Annotated in this window: 23 protein-coding genes and 3 pseudogenes; 18 read left to right on the top strand and 8 right to left on the bottom strand. The window is 68.7% G+C overall.

Annotated elements, in window-relative coordinates; translation table 11 throughout:
• The first annotated feature begins 27 nt into the window (after nt 1-27).
• The 6 genes from AB0C27_RS22005 to AB0C27_RS21980 all read left to right on the top strand — a co-directional run bounded on the left by AB0C27_RS22005 (nt 28) and on the right by AB0C27_RS21980 (nt 6130).
• On the top strand, nt 28-384 hold the full coding sequence (locus AB0C27_RS22005; RefSeq protein WP_357846708.1) for a hypothetical protein: 357 nt from the start codon (nt 28-30) through the stop codon (nt 382-384).
• Nucleotides 385-575: 191 nt separating this feature from the next.
• Complete coding sequence (locus AB0C27_RS22000) at nt 576-1811, top strand: MFS transporter (protein WP_357846706.1); 1236 nt, start codon at nt 576-578, stop codon at nt 1809-1811.
• Between the two features lie 349 nt (nt 1812-2160).
• A complete protein-coding gene (locus AB0C27_RS21995) occupies nt 2161-3249 on the top strand; it encodes a SagB/ThcOx family dehydrogenase (RefSeq protein ID WP_357846704.1) in 1089 nt (362 codons plus the stop codon).
• Nucleotides 3246-4460 (top strand): MFS transporter, encoded by a 1215-nt coding sequence (locus tag AB0C27_RS21990; protein WP_357846702.1) that lies wholly within the window; start codon nt 3246-3248, stop codon nt 4458-4460. Before AB0C27_RS21995 ends, AB0C27_RS21990 begins: the two co-directional genes overlap by 4 nt.
• Nucleotides 4461-4539: 79 nt before the next feature.
• Entirely contained in the window at nt 4540-5379 is an 840-nt protein-coding gene (locus tag AB0C27_RS21985) for a BTAD domain-containing putative transcriptional regulator (protein WP_357846700.1), read from the top strand.
• Entirely contained in the window at nt 5360-6130 is a 771-nt protein-coding gene (locus tag AB0C27_RS21980; protein ID WP_357846698.1) for an AfsR/SARP family transcriptional regulator, read from the top strand. The genes AB0C27_RS21985 and AB0C27_RS21980 overlap by 20 nt, the downstream gene beginning before the upstream one ends.
• 13 nt (nt 6131-6143) lie before the next feature.
• Here the strand turns inward: AB0C27_RS21980 and AB0C27_RS21975 are convergent, their stop codons facing one another.
• Nucleotides 6144-8936 carry a BTAD domain-containing putative transcriptional regulator gene (locus AB0C27_RS21975; RefSeq protein WP_357846696.1) on the bottom strand — a complete coding sequence of 931 codons (2793 nt, stop codon included), beginning with the start codon at nt 8934-8936 and terminating at the stop codon, nt 6144-6146.
• Between the two features lie 49 nt (nt 8937-8985).
• On the opposite strand from AB0C27_RS21975, the gene AB0C27_RS21970 reads away from it, so the two are divergent.
• The 3 genes from AB0C27_RS21970 to AB0C27_RS21960 are packed head-to-tail and all read left to right on the top strand — an operon-like array spanning nt 8986 to nt 11502.
• Nucleotides 8986-9681 carry an acetylxylan esterase gene (locus tag AB0C27_RS21970; RefSeq protein ID WP_357846694.1) on the top strand — a complete coding sequence of 232 codons (696 nt, stop codon included), beginning with the start codon at nt 8986-8988 and terminating at the stop codon, nt 9679-9681.
• 46 nt (nt 9682-9727) lie between these two features.
• Complete coding sequence (locus AB0C27_RS21965) at nt 9728-10273, top strand: helix-turn-helix domain-containing protein (protein ID WP_357846692.1); 546 nt, start codon at nt 9728-9730, stop codon at nt 10271-10273.
• Complete coding sequence (locus tag AB0C27_RS21960; RefSeq protein WP_357846690.1) at nt 10270-11502, top strand: retropepsin-like aspartic protease; 1233 nt, start codon at nt 10270-10272, stop codon at nt 11500-11502. Before AB0C27_RS21965 ends, AB0C27_RS21960 begins: the two co-directional genes overlap by 4 nt.
• A 14-nt stretch (nt 11503-11516) precedes the next feature.
• On the opposite strand, the gene AB0C27_RS21955 is transcribed toward AB0C27_RS21960, so the two are convergent.
• The gene (locus AB0C27_RS21955) at nt 11517-12347 is read right to left on the bottom strand and encodes an aldo/keto reductase (protein ID WP_357846688.1); all 831 of its coding nucleotides are present in this window, start codon (nt 12345-12347) and stop codon (nt 11517-11519) included.
• 73 nt (nt 12348-12420) lie between these two features.
• Between AB0C27_RS21955 and AB0C27_RS21950 the strand changes: the two genes are divergently transcribed.
• Entirely contained in the window at nt 12421-13311 is an 891-nt protein-coding gene (locus AB0C27_RS21950) for a LysR family transcriptional regulator (RefSeq protein ID WP_357846686.1), read from the top strand.
• A gap of 90 nt (nt 13312-13401) precedes the next feature.
• A complete protein-coding gene (locus AB0C27_RS21945) occupies nt 13402-14148 on the top strand; it encodes a nucleotidyltransferase domain-containing protein (protein WP_357846684.1) in 747 nt (248 codons plus the stop codon).
• Between the two features lie 13 nt (nt 14149-14161).
• Here AB0C27_RS21945 and AB0C27_RS21940 read toward each other — a convergent pair whose 3' ends face one another.
• Complete coding sequence (locus tag AB0C27_RS21940) at nt 14162-15316, bottom strand: hypothetical protein (RefSeq protein ID WP_357846682.1); 1155 nt, start codon at nt 15314-15316, stop codon at nt 14162-14164.
• On the bottom strand, nt 15223-15546 hold the full coding sequence (locus AB0C27_RS21935; protein WP_357847861.1) for a hypothetical protein: 324 nt from the start codon (nt 15544-15546) through the stop codon (nt 15223-15225). Before AB0C27_RS21935 ends, AB0C27_RS21940 begins: the two co-directional genes overlap by 94 nt.
• 762 nt (nt 15547-16308) lie before the next feature.
• On the opposite strand from AB0C27_RS21935, the gene AB0C27_RS21930 reads away from it, so the two are divergent.
• Complete coding sequence (locus tag AB0C27_RS21930) at nt 16309-17148, top strand: hypothetical protein (RefSeq protein ID WP_357846680.1); 840 nt, start codon at nt 16309-16311, stop codon at nt 17146-17148.
• A gap of 554 nt (nt 17149-17702) precedes the next feature.
• On the opposite strand, the gene AB0C27_RS21925 is transcribed toward AB0C27_RS21930, so the two are convergent.
• Both AB0C27_RS21925 and AB0C27_RS21920 read right to left on the bottom strand, forming a co-directional pair.
• Entirely contained in the window at nt 17703-18188 is a 486-nt protein-coding gene (locus AB0C27_RS21925) for an N-acetylmuramoyl-L-alanine amidase (RefSeq protein WP_357846678.1), read from the bottom strand.
• A 583-nt stretch (nt 18189-18771) separates the two neighbouring features.
• A complete protein-coding gene (locus AB0C27_RS21920; protein WP_357846676.1) occupies nt 18772-19587 on the bottom strand; it encodes a class I SAM-dependent methyltransferase in 816 nt (271 codons plus the stop codon).
• 91 nt (nt 19588-19678) lie between these two features.
• Between AB0C27_RS21920 and AB0C27_RS21915 the strand changes: the two genes are divergently transcribed.
• Both AB0C27_RS21915 and AB0C27_RS21910 read left to right on the top strand, forming a co-directional pair.
• Nucleotides 19679-20161 carry a MarR family transcriptional regulator gene (locus AB0C27_RS21915; protein WP_357846674.1) on the top strand — a complete coding sequence of 161 codons (483 nt, stop codon included), beginning with the start codon at nt 19679-19681 and terminating at the stop codon, nt 20159-20161.
• A gap of 107 nt (nt 20162-20268) precedes the next feature.
• Nucleotides 20269-20448: pseudogene (locus AB0C27_RS21910) on the top strand (ISAzo13 family transposase); the annotation flags it as partial.
• A 156-nt stretch (nt 20449-20604) separates the two neighbouring features.
• Here AB0C27_RS21910 and AB0C27_RS21905 read toward each other — a convergent pair.
• Nucleotides 20605-20817 (bottom strand): annotated as a pseudogene (locus AB0C27_RS21905) (transposase family protein); the annotation flags it as partial.
• 235 nt (nt 20818-21052) lie between these two features.
• Between AB0C27_RS21905 and AB0C27_RS21900 the strand changes: the two are divergent.
• From AB0C27_RS21900 to AB0C27_RS21890, 3 genes are all read left to right on the top strand, one after another.
• On the top strand, nt 21053-21391 hold the full coding sequence (locus tag AB0C27_RS21900) for a hypothetical protein (protein WP_357846672.1): 339 nt from the start codon (nt 21053-21055) through the stop codon (nt 21389-21391).
• Between the two features lie 350 nt (nt 21392-21741).
• Nucleotides 21742-22554, top strand: a complete 813-nt coding sequence (locus tag AB0C27_RS21895; protein WP_357846670.1) for a hypothetical protein — start codon at nt 21742-21744, stop codon at nt 22552-22554.
• Nucleotides 22555-22747: 193 nt separating this feature from the next.
• Nucleotides 22748-22981, top strand: a complete 234-nt coding sequence (locus AB0C27_RS21890; protein ID WP_357846668.1) for a hypothetical protein — start codon at nt 22748-22750, stop codon at nt 22979-22981.
• 16 nt (nt 22982-22997) lie between these two features.
• Here the strand turns inward: AB0C27_RS21890 and AB0C27_RS21885 are convergent, their stop codons facing one another.
• Nucleotides 22998-23417 (bottom strand): hypothetical protein, encoded by a 420-nt coding sequence (locus tag AB0C27_RS21885; protein ID WP_357846666.1) that lies wholly within the window; start codon nt 23415-23417, stop codon nt 22998-23000.
• A gap of 265 nt (nt 23418-23682) precedes the next feature.
• Between AB0C27_RS21885 and AB0C27_RS21880 the strand changes: the two are divergent.
• A pseudogene (locus AB0C27_RS21880) lies at nt 23683-23948 on the top strand (IS5/IS1182 family transposase); the annotation flags it as partial.
• Between the last annotated feature and the right edge of the window lie 368 nt (nt 23949-24316).

Raw genomic sequence — 24316 nt, 5'->3', positions numbered from 1 at the left:
AGCGAGCCTCCGAAAACGACCTTCAGATTGGCCGACATGTCCGAGAACCAAGAAAACCCGGTCTTACGGCGACGGATCGCCTGGCGAATTTCCGCGATGATCAGCCTTGGCACCTTCATTCCGACCGTCATCCTGGCCGGGTTCATCATGATCATCACCCCGTCGTGGGGGATCTGCTTCGAGAGGGGGAGAGACTGCAATCCGAATGCGGGGCTGCTCGGAACGGTGGCGTTCTGGGCTTTCATCGGCAGCGCGGTGACGGGCATCTCCGCTCTCGTGCTCCCGGTCAGATGGCCGGTGGCGAAATGGGCGGGGCCCGCTCTCGCCGTCGTGCAGTTACTCCTTCAGCTGGTCAACTTCGTCGCGATCGCTCTGAGCGGGTGACGGCGCGACGAAAGACGACGAAAGGCGACGAACGCGGTGCTCGCGTTCTGTCCACCGCGATGTCGACGACAGCGGGACGGCAGGGGGACGAGAGGGCGATGCGGCAGATTGGTGCGCAGTAGGCAGGCGCCGGCCGTCTTCGAGGGAGATTCTTTCGCCGGCATCGTTTCCGGGGCGTGACGGAGTTCGCTGTGAATGCTGTTGCATCGGGGGAGAAGGCGACGTTCCGCGCGGTGCTGGGGGTCGCCGAGTTCAGGGCATTGTGGTCGGCGGAGTTGTTCTCCCAAGTGGGGGACCAGTTCGCGAGGGTGTCGATCGCGGTCCTGGTTTACCAGCGAACGGCCTCGGCCGCTCTGACCGGGCTGACGTACGCGTTGACGTACCTTCCGTCCTTGGTGGGCGGAATGACGCTGAGCTGGGTCGGCGATCGATATCCGCGCCGCGAGGTCATCTTCGTCGTCGATCTCGTACGCGCGGCGCTGGTCGCGGCGATGGCGCTGCCGGGAATGCCGTTACCGGTGCTGGCCGCGCTGCTGGCAGCGATGACCGCGCTGAGCGGGCCGTTCAAGGCGGCACAACTCTCCCTGCTCGCCGATGTCCTGACCGGCGACCATTACGTGCTCGGTCTTTCCATCCGGCAGATCACCATTCAGAGCGCCCAGATCGGCGGTTTCCTCGGCGGGGGACTGCTCGCCCAAGGACTCAGCTCCACCACGGGGCTGGCCGTCGACGCCGCGACGTTCGTGCTGTCCGCGCTGCTGGTCAGGTTCGGCACGCGCCGGCGACCTGCGGCGGCGGGAGGTGGCGGACGGTCCAGGGTGCTGGCGGGCGGGTTCGGACTGGCGATGGTGTGGCGGGATCCGCGGCTGCGGTCACTGGCCGCGTTGAGCTGGCTGGCCGGCTTCTACGTGATGCCGGAAGGGCTCGCGGCTCCATACGCTGATGCGCTGGACGAAGGCTCCGCCCTGGCCGTGGGTGTGATCATGGCGGCGGATCCGGTCGGATGCGTGATCGGTGCTTTCATCTTCGGCAGATTCGTTCCCGAGCCGGTCCGCGACAGAACGGTGGGGGTGCTCGCCCTGCTGGCAGGCGTGCCCCTGGCATTGTGCGTTCTGTGGCCAGGACTGACGATGTCCGCGATTCTCTTCGCGCTTTCCGGCGCCTGCTCGATCTGCTACCAGATGCAGGTGGGCGCATTGTTCGTACGCATTCTTCCGGACGCGTCCCGTGCCCAGGGAATGGGCGTGATGTCCTCCGGGCTCATCACCGTGCAAGGTCTGGGCATTTTCGCCGGCGGCGTGGTGGCCACCTGGACGGGACCCGTCGCGGCGGTCGCCCTGGCCGGTGTCGCCGGCATCATGGCCGGCACGTACCCGGCCCGGGAATGGGCGGCCGCCCGATCCGAAGAGAGGAGGCGAAATCCATGAGAAAGCCAGGACAGAACTGGTGAACCCGCACCGGCACCATCGGCCGGCGAGAATCGGAAAGGAGGAGACGAGAATGGCGATCAGAGGAAAGGACCAGTAAAGACCGGTAACCCAGTAAAGACCGGTGACGAATCGCTCGACGTGAGGTCGCGAGCGGCCCGCTGACTCCGTGCGGGCCTTCGCGGCCGCATCCACAAGAAGTCCGGCAGACCAAGCGAAGGAGCAAGCGATGCACACATCAGCCGCGGACGAGGCTGTCATCGAGCTGGCCGACGAATACGCGCCCGCCGAGATCCTGACGAGCTGGGTCGAGCGCACGCCCGACATCGGCTGACCGGCGGGGCTGCACGTGGACGACCCACGACTGCGGATCTCATCGTGCGGTGCGCTGCTGTGGCACGCCGATCAGCTGGTCTGGCACGACACCCTGGCTCATCGCCGGTTCGTCCTCGGTGAGGACGCCGACGCCGTGCTGCGGTGCTTCACCACCTGGCGGCCACTGAGCGAAGTGCGTACGTGCGCCCGCGATGATGATCACGCCGCGTTCCTGGTCGCGATCGTCGAGCGGCTGCGTGCGGCCAACGTCCTCGTCACCTGGAAGTCGGAACGGCACCGCGTCGAGGCCGCCGGCGAGGCCGCCTGGCATCGCTGGGGCCGGCTCGCCGCCGTGTTCCACGCGGAAACCCGCAACCTGCGCGACCAGCCGTTCATGACGGCCGAGCTCGAACAGGAGCGGCTGCGGCGACGGCTCGACGACGAGCCGGCGCCCGCCGTGTGCCGGGAGGTGCCGACACCGCACCGCGTCGTGCTGGCCGAGGCCGGCACGGCGCCGTGGGCCCGTTCCGGCTTCCTCGACGTGCTGTCCCATCGTCGCAGCTCACGCCGATTCAGCGGGGAACCGGTGCCGTTCGATGCGATCAGTGCGTTGCTGCGCTGGGGCGGCGGGATCGTCGAACTCGACGAGCCCACCCAGACGGCCTTCAGAACCTCCCCTTCGGGGGGAGGCCGGCACCCCACCGAGATCTACCTCCACGCGCACCGCGTCAGCGGGCTCGCTCCCGGGCTCTATCACCTGAACGTCCGGCGCCACGAGCTGGAACGCGTCGGGCCGCCGCGCACCGGGGACGCCCTCGTGGAGCTGCTCGGAGGCCAGGAGTGGGTGGCGGCCAGCGGTTGCGTGGTGTTCTATACCTGTGTGCTCGCGCGCAGCATGTGGAAATACTCGACTCCGCGTACGTACCGGATGCTCCACCTCGATGTCGGCCACCTCAGCCAGACCCTCTACCTGCTGTCCGCCGCGCTCGGGCTCGGCGTCACCTTCACCGCGGCGATCAGGGACGAGCAGCTCGAAGACATGCTGGGCATCGACGCCGCCGGCGAGCTGGTGATGGGCTGCTCGGTGATCGGCATGCCCCGGACGAGGTGCGGGGGCGCATGACCGCCGGCCGCGTCACCTACGCGGAGATCTTCGGCGTGCGTGAGTTCCGCGCGCTGTTCACCAGCCGGGTGCTGGCCACCGTCGGCGACTACGTCGCTCGCGCCGCGCTGGTCATCGCGGTCTTCGCCGACACCGGGTCGGAGGCGCTCATGGGCGTCACCTTCGCCCTGACCACGCTCCCGGACCTCATCGGCGGCCCGTTACTGGCCGGTCTGGCCGACCGATTCCCCCGGCGCGCCGTCATGGTGGCCGCCGACCTCGGCAGGGCGTTCCTCCTGCTCATCATGGCGATCCCCGGGCTGCCGCTGGTCGCCCTGTGGGTCCTGCTCTTCCTGATCCGGCTGCTGGACTCGCCGTTCAGCAGCTCCTATCTGGCCACCATGTCGGTGGTGCTGCCGGGCCGGCGGCTGGTGAAGGGGTCCGCGGTCACGCAGGTCGTCAACCACGTCTCCTACACGGTCGGGTACGCCTTCGGCGGCGTGATCGTCGCGATCACCGGACTGTCGGCGGTCCTCGTATTCAACGCCGCGACCTTCGTCCTGTCCGGCCTGGCGATCCTGGCGGGGGTGCGGGCCCGGCCGGCCACCGCCGGCGGCGGCGCCTCCGCGCCGTCCTGGCTCGGTTCGTTCCGCACCGCGACCCGCTACATCGCCGCGCACCCACGGCTGCGGGTGATCATGCTGTTCACCCTGCCCATCGCCGCCTGCCTCGTTTCCGCGGCGCTCGCGGCGCCGTACGCGGCACAGCTCGGCCAGGGGACGGCCGTCGCCGGCCTGCTGATGGGCGCCGCCCCCGCCGGGATCGTGATCGGACTCTGGCTGCTGCCCCTGCTGATCCCCGACCAGCGCCCGCCGCACGTGGTGGTCCTGTCGGCCCTCGGCTGCCTGCCGCTGGTGCTGTTCGCGGCCGTGCCGGGGGCGGCGGTCGCGACCGCGCTGATCGTGGTCTCAGGAATGGCGCTGTACTTCTGGATCCCGCTCGCCGCCGAGTTCACCCAGACCGTCCCCGACGACATGCGCGGGCAGGCCGTGGGCCTGCTCACCACGACCATGCGGGTCACGCAGGGCGTCGCCATCCTGATGTTCGGGTTCGCCGCCCAGTACGCGATGTCGTCCACGGTGATCGCGGCCTCCGGAGCGATCGGAACGGCCCTGGCGATCGGCCTGTCGCTGGCATGGGTACGGGCGAGCGGCTCCGCCAGAACCTCCTGACCTGACGACTTCGCGAAAGCGGCACGAAAGATCGGCGAAAAGGCGGCTGTCTATATTCGCGGTGCCGAAGGAGGTGGACGTGCTGGTTTTCCGGGTGCTGGGTCCGCTGCAGGTCGAGCGCGACGGAACCGCGCTCGCGATCACCGCGAGCAAGCAGCGGATCCTGTTGGCGACGCTGCTGCTGCACGCCAATCGACAGGTGTCGATGGAGCGGCTGATCGACCGGCTCTGGTACGACGAGGGCCCGGCCGATCCGCGTTCCTCGCTGCACACGCACCTGGCCCGGCTGCGGCACGCGCTGGACGACGGCCGGCCAGGACCGGCCCTGATCGAGACCGGCCAGGGCGGCTATCTCCTGCGGGCATGCCCGCAATCGCTGGACTTACTGAGATTCCGGCAGTTGGTGTCCGAGGCGGCCCGGGACCACGGCCGGGCCGAAGGGCTGCTGCGCGAGGCGCTCGGGTTGTGGCGGGGAGCGTTGCTCGGCGACGTGCCGTCCGACGTGCTGCACCGCGAAGAGGTGCCCGCTCTGGCCGCGGAGCGCCTGGGCGTACAGGAGTGCTGGTTCGACCTCGCGTTGCGCTCCGGCCAGGGCGCGCAGGTCATCGGCGAGGCGCGGGCGGCACTGAGCGCCTTCCCGCTGAGCGAGCGCTTGTGCGCGCGGCTCATGCTCTGCCTCTACCAGTCGGGCCGTCCGGCGGAGGCGCTGGAGACGTACGAGGCGGTACGCGGCAGGCTCCGCGCGGAGCTCGGCCTGGAGCCGAGCGAGGAAATGCGGCAGGTGCAGGCGCTGATCCTGCGCCGGCAGCCGATCGAGCCCTGTCACCTGGGGCTGACGAGCGGGGACCACCTGCCGTCGACGGAGCGGGATCCAGGGGATGAGGGGGTGTTCCGGCGCGATGGAGCAGACAGGCGATGAGCTGCGTTTCGGCGTACTCGGCCAGCTGGAGATCGTCGGAGGGGGAGTGCCGGTGGTCATCGCGGCGGCCAAACAACGCGTGGCCCTGGTCACGCTGCTCCTGCAGGCCGGCAACCTGGTCACCAGGGATGAGCTGATCGACCGGATCTGGGCGGACGACCTTCCCGCCGACCCGCCGGCTTCCTTGCACACGCATATCGCCCGGCTCCGGCGTTCTCTGCGGACCGGCCGGAATCTGATCAGGACCCACGACCTGGGCTACTCGATCCAGGCCGGTGCCGAGACGCTCGACGTGCTGCGGTTCCGCCGGCTCGCCGGGTCGGCCGCGGCGGCGAGGTCGCGGGACGACACCGGGCAGGAGGCGCGGCTGCTGCGTGAGGCGCTGGCGCTGTGGCGCGGGCCCGTGCTCGCCGACATCACCTCGGAATCCCTGCACCGCGAGGTGGCGCCGCTCCTGGAGGAGGAGCGGCTGCGCGCGCAGGAACGCTGGTTCGAGGCGTGCATCAGACTGGGCGAGCCCGCCGAGGTGATCCCCGACCTGCGGGCGGCCGTGGACGCGCACCCCACGCACGAACGGCTCTGGGCCCAGTTGATCCTCGCGCTGTCCCTCGTGGGACGTCCGGCAGAGGCGCGGGAGACGTACCGGACGGTCCGTGAGCTGCTGCGTGCGGAGCTCGGCCTCGACCCGGGGCCGGAGATCCGGCAGGCGTACGCGCGTCACCGGTCCGCTCGCACCGTGAATCTTCCATGAGGTCGCCGGCGCACTATCGGCTCGGGTCCTGACCAAGAAGGCGGCGCACGCGGGCGACGTCCTGGGCGCGCCCCTGCTGCTGGTACATCGAGAGGGCCCGCTGCCACGCGGCACGGGCTTCGTCGTGGTCGCCGAGCATGGCGTACGCGTCACCGAGCCGTACCAGCGTGTTGGCGACGAAGTAGAGAGTGCCGATCTCGGTCTGGATCTCCAGCGCCTCGCGGTAGTGCTGAACCGCCCGAGCATGGTCGCCACTGAGATGGTTGACGTACCCCAGGGTGTCGAGCGTGGTTCCCTCGACGCCAGGACTTCCTGTGCGGCGGGCCAGCAGCAGCGCGGCCTCGGCACCCTCGCGGGCGACGTCGTAGCGGCCGAGTTTGGCGGCGTACCAGGCCCCGTCGTTGAGCGCGTCGCCTTCCGCGACCGGATCGTCGAGGGCGTGGAAGAGCTGCTGAGCTCGGGTGACCTGGTCGAGTGCCGACTCGTAGTCCTCCTGGTGCATCAAGACCACCGCGATCGCCCGGTAGGCGCGGGCCTCGGCGAGCCGGTCGCCGGTTTCGCGGGCCAGCCTCAGTGCGTGGGTCAGGTGCTCCATCGCCTGGTCGTACCGGCCGAGCTTGGCGGACACGTTCCCGAGCAGCCTGCGCATGCGGGCTTCGGCGGCCGGGTCGCCCAGGCGCGCGGCGGCGTCCAGACCGGCCTGGACGACCGCGAGCTGGTCGCGGAGCAGTCCCCGCCGCTCCTGGTAGTTGTTCAGATACCAGGCGATCGCCCACACCGGGACGTGCATGCCATGGTCCGCGGCCGTCTTCTGGGCGGCGAGCAGGCAGGGGTACTCGCTGTCGAACCACGACAGCGCCGCCGCGATGTCGTGCGGCGGAGCGGGGTCGGCGCCGGTCGCGGGCAGGTCGAGCTCGACGACCGGGGCGGCCGGGTGCACCACTATGTCGACCGTCCTCATCGTGCGCAGGTAGAAGCCGACGACCCGGCGCAACGCCGCGGTGTCCGCCGGTCCGCGTTCGGCGGCGTAGCGGCGGACCAGGTCGTGCATCCGGTACCGGGCGTGCGCGTCCCGGCTCAGCAGCGATGCCTGCTCAAGCTGGCGCAGGACCGTCCTGGTCCGGCCGAGGGGCAACCCGGTGAGGTCGGCGGCGGCGTACGGACCGAGGTCGGGACCGGGCGCGATCGCCAGCAGCGCGAACACCCGGGCCTGCTCGGCGGTGAGTGCCCGCAGTGACCACGACAGGACGGCGGGCAGGCTGGCCGACGGATCGTCGTCGTCGAGCGCGCCGAGTCCTTCGTCACGCAGTTCGGCGACCAGCTCCATCAGCGGCTGGCGCGGCTGGGCCGCCGCTCGGGCGGCGATGATGCTCAACGCGAGCGGCAGGCCCTTGCACAACGCGACGAACTCCGTGACGGCCGCGGTCTCGGCGGCCACCCGCGACGTGCCGATCCTGCGGGTCAGCAGCGCATGGGCCTCGTCGTCGCAGAGGGTGTCGAGCGCCAGGTGGCGCGCGCCGTGCCGGGTGGTCACGCCGGACAGCCAGCTGCGGCTCGTCACCACGACCGCGCACGTCCCGCCGCCCGGCAGCAGCGGAGCGACCTGGGCGGTGTCCACCGCGTTGTCCAGCACCAGCAGCATCCGCTTGGTCGCCACCAGGCTGCGGAACAGCGACGCCTGGGCGTGCGGCTGATCCGGCACCTGGCCCGGTGCGACGCCGAGCGCGTGCAGGAACCCCCGCACCGCGACCTCCGGCGCCATCGGCGCCTCGTCCGGGCTGAACCCGCGCAGATCCACGAACAGCTGCCCGTCCGGGAACCGGTCGAGGTTGTGGTGCGCCCAGTGCAGCGCCAGCCAGGTCTTGCCCATCCCGCCGCCGCCGGCGATGGCCGTGATCACCACGGGTCCGCCCGCGGCGCGGGCGTCGTCCAGTCGCGCCAGCTCGTCGTGGCGTCCGACGAACGGCGCGGGCGGAGCGGGCAACTGCCGGGGCACCACCCGCGCGTGCACCCGCTGACCGGCCATCCCAGGGGTGGCGAGTTCGGCGTCGTCGTTCAGAATGGCGTGCCGCAACGCCCGCAACTCCTTGCCGGGATCCACGCCCAGCTCCTCGCGCAGCAGCGTCGCCAGGTCCTCGTACGCCTTGAGCGCCTCGGCCTGGCGGCCGGACCGGTACAGCGCCACCATCAGCTGCGCCCGCAGCCCTTCGCGCAGCGGGTGGGCCTCCGCCGCCACCAGCAGTTCCCCGACGATTTGACCGTGCCGGCCGAGCGTCAGGCTGACGTCGAACCACCGCTCCAGCGTCCGCATCCGCTCCTCGACGAGCTGCGGGACGTCGTCGCGATGCACCACTTCCGACGGTACGTTGCCCAGAACCGGCTCCTGCCACAGCCCCAATGCCTGCTCCAGCAGGTCCGCCTCCCCGGAGAGGTCACCTTCTCCCGCCGCCCGCTCGGCCCCCCGGGCCAGCCGGCGAAACCGGGTCAGATCCAACCAGTCGTCTTCGACGTCGATGGCGTATCCGTGTCCGTGCGTACGGATCAGCCGGGGCTCCTTGCCCCGGTCGCCCAGCACCCGGCGTAATCGCGTCACGTGGATGAACAGGGCACTACGCGGGTCGTCCGGAGCGTCGCGATCCCACACCCGATCCGTCAGCTGGTCGTAGGAGATCTCCTGTCCCGCGTGGAGGAGCAGCGTGGCCAGCACCACCCGCTGCTTCCCCGCGGTGATCGTGATCGGCCGATCGCCGCCTGCCACCCGTAACGGCCCAAGCACACTGAACCGCAGCCCCCTGCCGATGCCCACGGCTCCAGGTCTACCGCACATCTCGATTCTGTGGCAGGCCGATTCAGCGGTGTGTTCCGGGGCGCGCGGCGTACCGCACGAGAAACGGCTCTGGGCGTGCGCCGGCTACGCGCACCTCGTCATGGACAGCCGCGGCCAGGGGGCCGACACCTCCGATCCCGACGTCGCGACCGGCGGCGTCGCCGCGCCCGGGTTCCTCACCCGCGGCGTGCTCGACCCCGAGCGCTACTACTACCGGCGCCTCTACACCGACGCGGTGCGCGCCGTGGCGGCCGTACGCGCCCACCCGGCGGTGGACCCGGCCAGGGTCGCGGTGACCGGCACCAGCCAGGGCGGCGGCATCGCCCTCGCCGTGGCCGGCCTCGCGCCCGGCCTGCGGGCGGTCCTGCCCGACGTGCCGTTCCTGTGCTGCTTCCCGCGCGCCGCCACCTTGACCGACCAGCCCCCGTACGTGGAGATCACCCGGTACGTGAAGCTCCACCGCGCGCACGCCGAGACCGTGATGCGCACCTTGTCGTACTTCGACGCCGCCGTGCTCGCCCCAGGTGCTGCGAGACGTCCGCCAGGCGCTGCCCCACGCGCCCCTCGTCCCGACGGGCGGGGTCACCATGCGTACGGCGCCCGACTGGATCGCGGCGGGGGCGGTCGCGGTCGGCATGGGCGGCGAACTCACCCGCGCCGTCCCCGCCGACGTCCGCACGTTTTTGTCCGCCCTGACCTCCTAACCCAGGCGGCGGCGCTATAGTTCCGTTATTCCGGAAATACGGAAATATTGGGAACGAGGGGTGCCCATGGGACCGATCGAAGACCGGATCGCGGAGCTCGAACGCCGGGTCGCCCGCCTGGAAGAGCCGCCCGCGGACGCGCCACCACGCCCCGTCGTCACCCAAGCGCCGCCGCTCGACCTGGTCGATCTGATCAGGTTCAGGGCCGAAGGGGAGACCCGCCCGGACACGGTCATGTACGGCGGCGCGGTGACCTTCGAGGACCGCCACTACATGTGGGCGATGGAACACGCGGCCGGCGAGGTGGCCGACGCGAACTGGGCCCGGGCCGCGACCCTGTTCGAACGCCTCGGCAGCGGGCCGCGTCTGGCCCTGCTCGCCGCCCTCCTCAAGGAACCGCGGACCCGCAGGGAGCTTCAGGAGACGCTCGGCGAGACGTCCACCGGCCACCTGTACCACCACCTCAAGGACCTGCAGAGCGCGGGCCTGCTCATCCAGCCCCGGCGCGGCGAGTACGCGATCGCGCCCCACGCCGTGGTGCCGCTGTTGACGATCGTCGCCGTCGCCATGGATCTCGGCGCCACCGAGTCGCCCCAGGAGGAGGCCGAATGAGAAGCGCTCTTGGCGGCTTACTCGACGCCCGTTCACGGCCGGCCTGGCGAGCCTGGTCGAGGGGCGACGTGGCGGGCTGCGCACGTCACGCCGAGACCCTGTCCGGTCCTACCCGGGACCACCTGCTCTTCCTCTGCCACTCCGTACGGCAGTCGTACGAGAAGGCTTTGTCCCACTACGACGCCCTCGCCGCGGCCGGCCGCGCGCCGAGAGCGCTGGACGAGCCGGTCGTCGAGGCCTGGCTGCACCTGGGCCGCCCCGACCGGGCGGTCGAGCACGTACGACGGCGGCATTTCGCCCGGCCACGGGCCGTCGAGCAGACACTGCGCCTGCTCGATGCGAGACTGCGACGCCCGCTGGGGGTACGACTCGACGGCACCACCATGCTTCCGTTCGCCGACCACGAGCTCGCGCCCTACCTCCCGGCCGTGGCGGCGACCATCGACGGCGTGGACGTACGGGCACATCTCGACACCGGCGCCCCCTTCGTCGTCATGGGACCACGGCGCGCCGCGGAGACAGGCGTGGTGACCACCACGAGCGGCACCGGCTCCCACGGGTCACATCGCACCGAGCTGCGTCACGGCACCATCGCCGAGCTGCGCCTGGGCGCCGCGTCGCTGACGAACGTGCCGGTCCAGGTGCTCTCCACCCTCGTCGGCCCCCAGGACCTGGTGATCATCGGCACCAACGTGCTGGAACAGTTCCTGTCCACCCTCGACCACCCCCGCCACCGCCTCATCCTCTCCCCGAGACGCCACCCCGGCGCCGCCGCCGAACACTCCCGCCTCCTCGCGGACAGCCCCGTGGCGGCGGAGTTCGCCTTCCACCTCTGGGCGGATCACTACATGTTCGCGCGCGGCGGCTTCGGCCCGCGCGACGACCTCACCTTCTTCATCGACTCGGGCCTGGTCCACGTGGACGACGCCGTGGATCCCCCACGCCAGGCCGGCCTGCTGGCCACGTCCCGCCGCTACCGCGCCTGGGGCGTCCCGCGCCACCTGACCACCCGCCCGCACTTCGACAGCCCCGAGCCGGTGTCACTCGGCCCGCTCACCCACCAGGCCCCGCTCGTGGCCGTCGCGAGCTCCAGGACGACGCCGTGGCGCTCCTTCGGCGGCGTACGCGTCGACGGCGTACTGACACACGGCTTCCTCAAGGCGTACGCCTGGACGCTGGACTTCGACGAAGGACGGTACGTGTTCCGCACGGCGGCGTCTCACGACTGACATCCCCCTGACCTTCAAGGGAACGCGATCCGCTGGAACTGCTCCGGTGTCAGCTCGATGTCCGCCGCCGCCATGTTCTCCTCCAAGTGAATGGAGGAGCTGGTTCCCGGAATGGGGACGACGACGTCTGACCGAGCGAGCAACCAGGCGAGCGCCACCTGCGCCGGAGTCCCGCCGACCTCTTTCGCGACCCGCGCCAGAGCCCCATCGGCCGCGGCATGTGCACCGCCGCCCATGGGATACCAAGGAATGAACGCGATTTGCGCGGCGGTGCAATAGTCGAGCACCTCCTCATACCGCCGATCGCTCACGTTGTAGAGATTCTGTACGCTCGCGATCGGCACAATGCGGCGAGCTTCTTCTATCTGATCGACGCCGACTTGCGACAATCCGACATGGCGAATCTTTCCCTCATCCCTCAGTTGCTTGAGAGCGCCGATCTGATCGGCGAACGGCACCTGCGGATCGACCCGATGCAGCTGAAACAGCTCGATGCACTCCACCCGGAGCCGGCGCAGGCTGAGCTCTGCCTGCTGGATGAGGTATTCGGGCCGTCCCAGGGGTTTCCACTGTCCGCGGCCCGGGCGGCTCTGCCCCGCCTTGGTGGCGATGACCAGCCCTTGCGGGTAGGGATGCAGCGCCTCGGCGAGCAATTCCTCGTTGGCGCCGAGGGCATAGGCGTCGGCCGTGTCGATGAGGGTGACGCCGAGTTCTAGGGCTCGCCGTACGACCTGGATGGCCGGCGCCGGATCCTGAGGCGGGTCCCATTCCGTCAACCGCATCGCCCCGAAACCGATTCGATGAACGGGCAGGTCGCCACCGAGCAGAAATTTCTCGCTGTTCATGCCGTCACCATGCCCGCCTCATTCGTAAAGCACAAGGCAGATTTTCTTAGCACGATTTCGTAGCATTGCTTAGGTGTTGAACCTTGAGCGACTACGCGTCCTGCACTCGATCGCCACCTACGGCTCGGTCACCGCGGCCGCGGACGTTCTGCATGTGAGCACCTCGGCCATCTCCCAGCAGATGGACAAGCTGGAGCGGGAAATCGGACAACAACTCTTGGAACGGAGCGGCCGAGGCGTCCGGCTCACCGGTGCAGCCGAACGCCTGGCCGCACACGCGGCGCGGATGTTGTCCCTGGCCGAGCAGGCGGAGTCGGATCTGGAGGCTTATCGCGGCACGGTCTCCGGCCGGCTGACCCTCGGCACGTTCGCGACCGCCGCACGCGGCCTCGTGGCGCCGGCGATCCGAGACCTCCGGCTTGATCATCCGGAGTTGCGGGTCGAGTTGGAGGAGGTGGAGCCGCATCTCGCCCTGCCCCGGGTGACCCGCGGCGACCTGGACCTCGCGATCGTGCAGGATTGGTGGAACGAGCCCGCCGTGGTCCCCGATGCGTTGACGCGAGCGGCGCTGCTCGACGACGTGGCGGACGTCGCCGTTCCTGAGGGACACCCGCTCGCCGCCCGAGGCGTCGTCGACCTCAAGGACCTCGACGGCGAAGCGTGGATCACCTGGAGCGACGGCTGGATCTGCACCGGATGGCTGAGGGACACGTTGCGCGGGCACGGCATCGAGCCGGACATCTCGTGCATGGCCGCCGAGCACCAGACCCAGCTCGCCCTCGTCGCCGCCGGCCTGGGCATCGCGATCATTCCTCGGCTCGGCCGTGATCCCGTGCCGGAGGGCATCAGGTTCGTCGAGATCCGCCCGCGCCTGGTCCGCCACATCTACGCGGTGTGGCGAACGGACGCCTCCCGCCGCCCGTCGATCCGCGCCGTCGTCCAAGGTCTGCGCCGGCTCGGTTGATCGGCACGTGAACGCGGCAGCAAGGGCGACCGTCCGCGCGGTCTGATCCGGAAAGGTGGAGAATCTCCTGATCGGCGGGTGATGGGAGAAATGGTGGATCTGCCTGGGTGGCTGGCGGAGATTCCGGCTGAGCAGCCGTACCCCGTGATGTTCGCGACGGTAAGCGGGGCGCACCTGTACGGGTTCCCCTCGGTGGACTCGGACGTGGATCTGCGTGGGGTGCACGTGCTACCGGTCGAGGAGGTCGCGGGGCTGCGGCACGGGCCCGAGACGCTGTCGCGCATGTGGACGCGCGACGGCACGGAAGTGGACCTGGTCACGCACGACGTCGTCAAGTTCTGTCGGCTGCTGCTCGGCCGCAACGGCTACGTACTGGAGCAACTGCTGTCGCCGCTGGTGGTGACGTCCGCACCGACGCACGAGGAACTGGCCGCACTGGCGCCTGGCTGCCTGACGCGGCATCACGCCCATCACTATCTGGGGTTCGCCCGTACGCAGTGGCGGTTGTTCGAGAAGACGGGGGAGCTGAAGCCGCTGCTCTACACCTTCCGGGTGCTGGCCACGGGCATACACCTCATGCGCACGGGAGAACTCCAGGCCGACCTGACCCGGTTGTACGCGTACGGGCCCGCGTACCTGCCCGAACTCGTCGCCGCCAAGCAGACCGCCGAGCACGGCGCGCTGTCCGGCGACCTCGCCTCCGGTGCGGACATCGAGGCGGACGTGAAACGCATGACCCAGACCCTGGAGGAGGCCCGGGACACGTCGGCCCTGCCCGAGCGGGCCACCACCGAGGCGGCGCTGCACGACCTGGTACTGCGCGCCCGAATCGGGTAACCAAGCGCTTCGGTCAGGGCGGGGGCGTGACGGTGAGGGAGAAGGGCACGGACCTGACGGTCGAGCCCACCGCTCCGCTGATCGCGAAGGCGTACACGCCCGGCGGCAGAGGGGGCGCGGCGCGTACGGTGATGGTGACGGCCTTGTCCGCGCTCACCTGTGTGGCGGAGGGCTCGATGGTGATCCCATGCGGCGGCAGCCCGGTGACGCTCAGGGCGGCGGTGGCGCTGAAGCCGTTCAGTGGGGTGAGGGAGAGCCCGGCCTCGACCGATCCGCCCGGGATGACCGATCCGGCACCAGGATCCAGCGTCAGAGAGAAGTCGGTGAGCACCGGCTGGACCACCACCACATGATCAGCAGTCGGCCCTGAACCGACGTAGGTAGCGTTGGCCACCCCGATGACCGGCGCAGGATCGTGGTTGGCCTCGGCGAGCGACCCGGTGCCTACGCTGCCCGACGAGTTCCCGCCCCACGCCCATACGGTCCCGTCCTCCCGCAGCGCGTAGGTGTTGACCAGGCCGACCTCGATCCAGGTGGCGCGCTGGCCGAGTTGCATGAGATGAGGAGGCCAGACGCTCGTCCGGCTGAGGTCCACGCCTGCCTGGCCGTGCTCGTTGTTCCCCCACGTCCACACCCTCCCGTTGTCCTGCAGTCCTGCGCCGTTGTCCAGTCCGGCGCTGATCTCTTGCAGCCCGGGGATCCTGAACAGCTGTAGCGGCGTGGCGCTGATGGGGTCCTCGCCGAACAGCTGGTTGAAGTTGTGGCCCCAGACCAGCACCCAGCCGTCGGCGCGCAGGGCCATCCCGGCGTGCCGGGAGGTGGCGAGGTCGATGACGTTCGCGACACCGGGGACTTTGGCGGGGTATGGCCGATAGCCACTGTACGTACCGTTCGCTAGCGTCCCCGACTGATTGCTACCCCAGGTCCACAACGAGCCGGACAGATCGCGCGCGTAGCCCGCGTGCCACCCGACCTCCACGTCGGCCACGCCGGATATGCCGGGAACGGCCTGCGGCACCACATTGGTGACCGGCGCACCGGCGCCCAGCCCTAGATTCCCGGCATTCGGCAGATTCAGCCCCCAAGCCCACAATGTGCCGGCGGCGTCGACGGCGAAACTGCTGTCGAGATCCGCGGCGACATCGACGACACCGGACAGCCCCGGCACCTGGGTCGGTACGAGCTCGGGGCGGTGGTGCCGTTGCCCAGGGCACCGTAGTAGTTAGCACCCCAGGTCCAGACAGCGCCGTCTTTGGCAAGAGCGATGGTGTGGGAGCCCCCGGCCGAGACCTGGCTGAACACGGTCATCCCGGGCATGGGCGCCGCGGTGTGCGCCGTCTGGGTGCCGCCGAGGCCGAGCTGCCCCTGCGCGTTGTCACCCCAGGCCGCCGACCCCATGCGATAGATGGAATTGGGCGCGGCTGAGGCCTCAACGGCGGCGTACGGGACGACCAGCGCCACGACCACCACGACCCGTGCCACCGATCGCCGCAGCAACCGGGCACGGCCGCGAGACAGCGCCCCATCAGAGGTTCGCGACCTGAACATGGATTCTCCTTGAGAATCGGGGCGCCTCGCATACGGAAACTTACGCGTTCTCTCTGCAAGCCTCACTAGACCTGGCGTTCCATCCCGTTCCATGACGAACCGACCCTCTGCTACCGCACGTCCATGAAAGCGCCCGTTACGCGTCGGCGTGCAGGCCGCCCACGAACACACGACATCCGCATTGACATCCGCATCGACGACGGCCCGGGCACGCCCACCACCGGCGGCGGATTCGGTCTGGTCGGAACGGGTGAACACGTGGCACCCTTCGACGGGAAGCCGAAGGCCGGCCCACGCCCGGACGGCGGCTTCCGCGTCCACGCCACACCGCCGGCGGCAACGAACGGGTGAGCCCATGACAACGCCCCCGCACGCCGTGGTCGTCGACGACCAGAAGCTGGTCAGGGCCGGATTCGTGGCCCCGCTGTCAGCCACCGGCGACCTCGAGGCCGCCGGCCACCCGCCGCATCACCGCCGACCCGGCCCGCGCCCAGACGAAGATTGTCGTACTGACCACGTTCGGCCTGGACGGGCACGTCTTCGGGGCCCTACGAGTCCGGGCCGGTCACGCCGGGCCACGAACACCGGTCATGATCTCAAGGGAGCCGGCCGATGACCACCCCTGCTCCGCCCTGTCGTCTCTACGTACTCGTCGCCACCACGGCACCAGCGGCGCTGATCATGCGCCGCGGCCCCTCCGGCTGGTGGCACCTGCTGGAATGGGACCTGCGGGCCCGTGAGGTGAGACCCGGCGCGTGGTTTCGGGGCACGCTCTACCCGCGCCGATGCGACCTGTCGCCCGACGGGAAGCTGCTCGGGTACTTCGCACTTGGGCACGGGCAGCCCCCATGGGACACCTACTTCGCCGTGTCGAAGACGCCGTGGCTCACCGCGCTCGTGGCCTGGCACACCAGCGGCACCTGGACCGGCGGATGCGAGTTCGCGTCGGACAACAGTCTGAAGATCTCCGCTTCCATCGACAAACAGCCCTTTCACGGTCGCTATCCCTACGGCGCGACGGTTGGAGACCTCACCCTCGACTGGACCTATCGAGATCTCCAGAACGAGTACAAACGCGGCTGGCGTCCCCTCGAAGGCCAGCCGGAGCGGCTGTCGCCCGCGCTACGCGAAGCCGTACTTATCGGACGTGTCCAGCCCGGTGGCGAGCGCGCACTGGTGCTGGCCCACACCGGGACCGATTTCCAGCGGCACGGGATCGAGGGCGTACAGGTCAGCTACCTGCGCGAAGAGGACGACGGCAACCTCACGCCCCTGCCCGAGGCGGCCTGGGCCGATTGGGACAGCAAGGGGCGGTTGCTCATGGCCACTTGGGAAGGCTCCGTCAAGATCATTGAACGGCGGTCGGGTACGTGGGCGGAGACGTGGTCCCACGACCTGCGCGACCTGACCCCTGCCCCAACGCCGCCCCCTTCCTGGGCTCAGGCGTGGTAAGTGGTGGCGTTGACGATCGCCTACCAGACACTGACTGAGGCGTTCGGCGTCGTTCATCCCCAAAGACCGCACTCATGCCTGCAGCGGATGTTGCGGCTGCCCGTGGTGGGGGTGTTCGGCGAGTCGAGCACGTTCAGGGACGTCGACATCGATGACGCTACGTCAGGCGGTGACGGCATTGGTGTTACATGCCGCTCGGCCGGTCGAGCGGCTGCCTGCACCACCGACGGACCGCCGGGCTGGGGCGCCCGTAGCGGTCTCCTGGTTGTGCGGTGTATGGAAGGGATATGCGACATGCAGCCGTGATGTTCCAGCGTTGCTTGCATGCGGAAAACCTGGATTACGCTACTTCGCGGCCTTGTCTGAGCCTATCTCCTCGATTTTTCCTTGCCACGAGAGGAAGATCGCCGTGGTTTCACGCGCGAGCAAGGTCACCGAGCCTGGGTGCCGGGCTACTGCTGAGTGCCGCCGTACCGGCAGTGGCGCTGGCGTCAGGCTGGCAGGCAAGCCACCGGGACGGCACCGAGGCCGTACCCGCCGATCTCCCTCCGGGGTCACACCTGGTCGCGGGCGACCTGCATGCCGGATTCCACCCAGGCCAGCAGTTTCGTGCCGGGACAGTCGGTGTCGCCGACCTGGCTGTGGCCGAGCTGGCTGAGCGCGTGACCGGTCTTGGTGCAGGCCTCGTCGTACAGGGCGCGGATCGATTCCTTGGCCGCCGTGGTCGGCGCGTTCATGCCGATGTACGCGCAGCCGAGCCCGGTGACGTTGTGATCCTTGGCGTGGGCCCCGCGTACGAGCCAGCCGCGGCCCTCGTACACGGTGCCGTCGTCGCGAACCAGGAAGTTGTAGCCGATGTCGTTCCATCCCCGTTCATCCATGTGCCCGTCCTGGATGGATCTCGGCGAGCGCGTGGTGGGGGTTTCGGTGTGGTGCACGATGAACTCGGTGCGCGCGGACAGCGCGACGTGCTCCACGTCGTCCGGATCTCTCGGCGGGCGGGCGTTCCAGCCGGCGCGGTCGACGATGACAACCCCCATGATGTTCCTCCCGTTCCCGTACTGCTGTTTCCGCAGGTTAAGGGCGGATGAGCACTGAGGGCAGGCGACGCGACGGGGATTGCCGGATTTCGGTCCGGCCGGCGCGCGGGCAGATGCCGGGCTGCTCCTCCCGGCGGACGTCAGCCGGGTGGTCCCAGACCTTCGCCCGCGCGCCTGCGCCCGGGAGACCTGACGGTCACAGTCGCACGACGAATCCGGCCATGACGAGCGCTCTGGAGTACGAGCCGGCGCGTCCTGCCGGTCTCAGCGGAAAGCCGCGAGTGTCGCCTAGTTTGCTAGGCATGCCGGACGCTGGCCTCCCGGAGTCGCAATCTCTCCGGTTCGCGATGGGTCTACGGGCAGGGTCCTGGCTCACCGGCATCATCCCCTCGGGTCCGTCCCGTCGATGACCAAGAAGGAGGATGTGGCCTTCTTATCTGGATCTGCTATTCGGCGGCAATTTCCGTCGCGGTGGGCATAGCGTCGGTGAGATCGTGTTCGCCCAGCGTCAAATCGCGACCAGAACAAGCGAGATCTCCGCGTTCACCCCGCTGCTGTCCAGCCTGCACGGACCGTTGGCGCGTTAGAACCGGAAGCGCACGATGCGGGTGGACCGTTTCATGCCCGGCAGTAGGTTCATGAGGCGGTATATACGGCGCACGTTCGCGGGTGCCTTGGCCATCAGTATCGGTGAGTCGTTCATCGGTGCCTCATCGACGTATTCGAGTCGCGGGTGCCCATCGGCCAGCACGGCTGGGTCGTTGAAGCCGCAGCGGAACCGAGCGCCGTATCTGCGCAGCGTGGGGTCCCATTTCGAGGTGCGCCACGCCCAGACCGACACCGTGTCGAACTGCATCTGGCCGGTGGGGAAGGCGTCGACGACGCTGGTCAGCAGCCGCCGGACGTCAGTCTCGGTCAGGTAGGGCACCAGTCCCTCGGCGATCATCAGCACCGGCCGGCCGCGGGGGACGCGTTCCAGCCAGGTCAGATTGGTGACGCTGGAGTCGATCAGGGTGTAGTGCTCGCGCGGCGGCAGGAACCGCTGCCGCAGTTCGGTGACAGCCGGGTAGTCCAAGTCGTACCAGTCGACGGTGGCGGGCGGGTCGATCCGGTACACCCGGGCGTCGAGGCCGCAGCCCAGGTGCAGCACCACCGCGTCGGAGTGATCGGCCAGGAAGCCTCGGGCCCAGTCGTCGTGGGCCTTGGCACGCACCACGGCCGCGAGGCCGAGCTGGCTGGTGCCGAATCTGCGCTTGTCGTAGTCAGGATCGAGGCGGCGCATCGCCTCCTCGGCGTATTCGTCGCCGAGAATCGGGTCCGGCAGCCGGTTGTCCAGCGCCTTGGCCCTGAGAACAGGGCTGAGGGTCTTCTGCGCTCCGACGAGTTCGCTGTCCTTCACAGCAGCGACGGTACTACACATATTTCACGAATTTCGTGAAGTTTTTGGATTATCTTAAACTGGTGAGTCCGCGACGATTTAGGGAGCTTGGGTGACGCAAGCGTACGAGGATGCCATCGCCGATTTCCGGGAACGGTTCGCGCAGATCATGGTCGAATCCGGTATGCCCCGGATGGCCGCGCGCGTGTACGCCGCGCTGCTGGTTACCGACTCCGGCAAGCTGTCTGCCGCCGAGCTCGCCGAGCGACTGGGCGTCGGCGCGTCGGCGATCTCGGGGGCGGTCAAATACCTGGTGCAGGTGCGGCTGGTCGAACGCGGACGCGAGCCCGGTACCCGCCACGACTTTTGCCGGATCCATGAGCACACCTGGAGTCACTTCGTCAGCCAGTCCGACCCGGTACTGGTCCGGGTGCAGGCCGGCGCCGCCGAGGGCATCCCGCTGTTGGGTCTCGACTCCCTCGCCGGGCAGCGGCTGGACGAGACCCGCCGGTTCTTCGCGTTCCTCCGCGAGGAGATCAAGCAGTCGATGGCGAAGTGGCGGCGGCTCCAGGCGGCCGAACGCGAGGCTGGTTAAGGATCTGCAGAGAAAGAACTCGTAGTATTCCGGATTCGCGGTCGATGGTTTGATAAAGCGTGTCGGCGGAGACCGTGGAGATGCTGGCTGCGAAGATTGAGGCGATCATGCCGTATCTGGATGAGCGGCAACGCCGGCCGCTGCTGGGTGCCGAGGCTCGCGCGTTGGGACATGGCGGCATCCGGGCGGTGGCCAAGGCCGCGGGCGTGCGGGAGGCGACGGTGTCACGGGGCGTCGACGAGTTGGACGCCGGTGCTGAGCCGCTGGGACGGACACGCCGCCCGGGAAGCGCACTCAAGAACTGCGGCGACTTCTAGGCACCGCTCTCGTGAGGTGAGAACGAGTGGCTCTCCTGATCGACAACCTCGATAAGGAATGTGGAAAGGGCGCAGATCTCGGACCAGGCTCTCGGCTCCCTGATAGGCCTTGTCGACCAGGGCCTACCGCCACGCGGTCGCCGTCGACACCCCGAAACCGGCACCGAGCTCGGTGAAGGTCTCGCCCTTGCGCAGATAGACCAGCACCAGCAGCGCCTGCTGGCCTGCGTTGAGCAGCCGCCAGGCCGACCCGATCGCCTTGCGATGCCGGCGGATCACTCCAGCGACGTAGTTCAGCGTTGAACGCGACAAATCGACGGCAGCACGATAGAACAGCATCCGAGGCCCCTGGTTGTGACGGATCTGGTTGTGGTGATCAATCCATCTACCAGGGGTTTCTTACGTCGTCAGGCGAACGCCAGGCTCGCGATCACGCTGTGACCAGCAGTCCGCCGCCGGAGGGATGAAAAAGGGTCGGTGTCGGATAGGAGTCGTCCGACGGGTTGACGGTCGCTCTCATCCAGGGGTGAGTGTGAGCGTTGCTTCTCCCTGAGGCCGAGAAACGAGGACGCAGATGCGTAAGCACAGGCCAGTCGGCACACACCCTGTGGACTATATCGAGGCCGTCATTGACGGCCTGAGAACGCTGGGTATGAGGACCATCCGAAGTGGTACCCAGAAAATCTGGCTCGACTGGCCGCACGCCGAATATACGCACCTGACATGGGATGAGGAGTTCGGCTGGACGATCGAGATCACCGAAGACACCAGCCATGGCTTCACGCACGTGCGCTACGGGCTCCCGCTCGACCTGAATGCTGAACCTGCTGATGTCGCGTTGACCGTCAGGATAATGAGGTTCGAACCCGGCAAGCTACCTCTGGAGTCTCCACGCCGCAAGCGCTGGCCTTGAGCAACCGGGTGAGCGGGTGAGCGGGTGAATAGCCAACCTTTGGCGCGGTACTGAGTGCCCGCGTACAGACTGATCGTCAGGTCGGTTTGGGAGATGCGGATCGTGCGAGTCGACGTCCCATGATGATGATCACCGCCCACACGACCATGGCTTCGTGATGCTCGGATAACCGCTCATAGTCCCGCACGCACCGCTTGCGCTGACAGATCCACGGTCGTCTACGCGCCGCGCACGTTCACCAACAAGCCGGAGCTGGCCGATCGCGGCGGGTTCACCGCCATCGTCGACCTGGACGGCGGCCCCGTGCGCAAGCTCGCGGTGCAGACCACCCTGGCCTACTTCAACCCCGGGTGCGGGCCGTCGGAGAGGGCGATCCTGACGCAGAACGCCGAGGAGCCCGCCGCCACGCGCCTCCTGCCGCCTTCTACGCCGACATCAACGACGGCTCGCCCTGGGGCGTGGGCTGGCTCAACAACCCGGTCAACCCGCGCTATCCGGCCGACCGCAACCCGTTCCTGGAGACGTTCTACCACGATGCGGCGGAGCCGCAGAAGTGGCCGTACCCGGAGAAGGTGATGGGCTGGGCGGGTCACCCGGTAGAGCTCATCGAGACCCCGGGCGAGCTGGTGTCCGGCTACCGGGCCGCGTGGTGGCTGACCAACGCGGACCGCGCGAACGTCCGTCCGCCGGTGCACCAGTTCTGCGACGAGAGCAACCAGTGCTACTGGCCCAACGGGCACCTCGAGCCGGACGCGCCCGGCTTGGAGGACGAGCCGGCGGGCCCGTGCGCGCACAAGAACAGCGACAACCAGTACGACCTTAAGTGCTGGTACCACCAGCGGACCCAGTGGATCGACGACTGCCGCTGCATCGTGCCGGGCACCGACCCGCTCTGCTCCTCGGCCATCGATGACCAGATGGCGGGAGTCGGACTCATGGTGGACAACGTGGAACGGGCGATCCGGGCCAAGGCCCCGAACGCGTCGAGGCACTGCGCACCGCAGGCATCCCCGTCTACTTCGCCCAGCCCTACAGTGAGTTCTTCCCGCACGGCGTCTGCGACCCCGACAACTACATCAACGGAGTCACGTTCACCCCCAACGGTGACGACAACTTCCACACCGTCGACGACCCCAGCCCCGTGTGCATCGTCGTGGACTTGACCTGCATCAGCAGGGAATCGCTCCACCCCAACGACTCGGGCACGTTCGCCTACGCCCGAGCTCTGCGCACCGGCCTGGACGGGGCCGGACACCGCAACCCCTGACCCCCGCGGCCGCCGAGCGCCGTCTCCTGCGTCCGGCGGCTCACCACCCGATCCATCTCCCTCAAACCCCCCGATGGGGGGAGAGCAGCATGTTGGGACGACTGTCTCTGTTCTGCGCGGCCGTTCTGACAGCCCTGGCAGGTCTGCAGGGAGTCGGCGCGGCGGCATCCGCGGCGGCCCTGGCTCCCACGAGAGAGGCATGCCGCAATCTCGGCAACGGGAATCTGTGCGTCCGGGTCACGCCGACCAGCAACAGCGTAGCGAAGATCACGGTCTGGTACGACAAGAACGCCGGGGCCGAGCGCTACATCAGGCTGCGGTAACAGTCCCGGATGAGCGCTATCGGGCCAGTCTCGTGCACGTTCCCGTGCTCCCCCGATATCCGCTGCAGGCCTTGAACGGGCCGGACCAAAGGGTGGTAGGAGTGTTGTACCAGCGGGGCAGCACGCCGGCGGCAGCGACCTTCGGGTTGACCACGTTCTGGCCGCGGGAGTCGCGGAGCGAGACGTTCGCGCCGTTGCCCAGCTTGGCCTGGGCATGGTAGCCGCGCCTGGTGCCCCCGGTGCCGTTGCAGTACCACAACCGGACAGTGTCGCCGTTGGCGCTGGCTACCTTCCTGCACGGCGCGGCGGTCGCCGCGCCGGATTCGGCGGTGAACGCCTGAGCCGGCGTAGTACCAAGCAGCGTCACGGTCAGGGCGCCGACCGCCAGGGCACTGACGCTGGCCACCCACGCCCCACGTTCCACGGCTGCTTTCATGAATTCCTTCTCCTTGTTCGGCTACACCTGCATCATCAGCATCACAGGCCACAGTTTCATCCTGGCTTCATGACGGGCCGACGGAGGCTCGTGCCAAGGTCGCGCCGTGGTTCAGCCGACGACAAAAGGCGAGATCAGCGGCGGATGCCCCGCTGTCGTCGTGGCGGCGGATCTCGTCCAGGGTTTCCTCGGCACCGCGCCGGCACCGGCCCGCCTCGAGCGGTTGCCCGGCGGCCTGGTAGGCGTCACCGAGCTGCCCCAGCATGGCACCCTGGTCCCGATCGACCGGCTGGCCGACGAACGGCCGTACTACTTCGGCAAACACCGACGCCACCCATGACCTGACCGCGGCACGTGTCACCGGCCTGATCGACGCGCTGACCACCACAGGAGTAATGACCTTCGCCGACAAGGGATACCAAGGCGCAGGCGGTCCTGACCCGGGTGCGCTGCTGCCCGCACCGCGCCACCACGATCGTGCAGGCGATCCTCGTCCTGCAACTCATCGAAGAAGGCCGCTGCGCAGGATGAAAAGCGCTCATTTGATCGGCATTCTGCTGATCAGGAGGGTCTGTTGGCGTGTAGGGCGCGTCGAACCCGTCGAATGGGTGCACTCCGATGAGAGATGGTCGCCCGCCGCTTTGGGGCGGCGACTGAAGGCTGGCTTGGTCCACAACCGGTCCACAACCCGTGAGCTACAACGAGAACGGGCGGGACTCCGTGAGACTGGAGGCCCGCCCGTTCGTACGATGTTCGCCCTAGTCAGCGGCCTAAACCGCTGCTCAAGATCGTGTGCCCCCTGTAGTGTGCTGGTTCAGGACATAGGAAACCCATGTCGCAAGACATAGGAAACTTCAACAGAGTGTGTCTCGGGACATAGGCAACCATCGCGATCATGA

The sequence above is a fragment of the Nonomuraea sp. NPDC048882 genome (assembly GCF_040649755.1).
GTDB lineage: Bacteria > Actinomycetota > Actinomycetes > Streptosporangiales > Streptosporangiaceae > Nonomuraea > Nonomuraea maheshkhaliensis.
The sequence above is the reverse complement of the archived record's forward strand: the minus strand, read 5'-3'. Positions and strand labels throughout refer to the sequence as shown.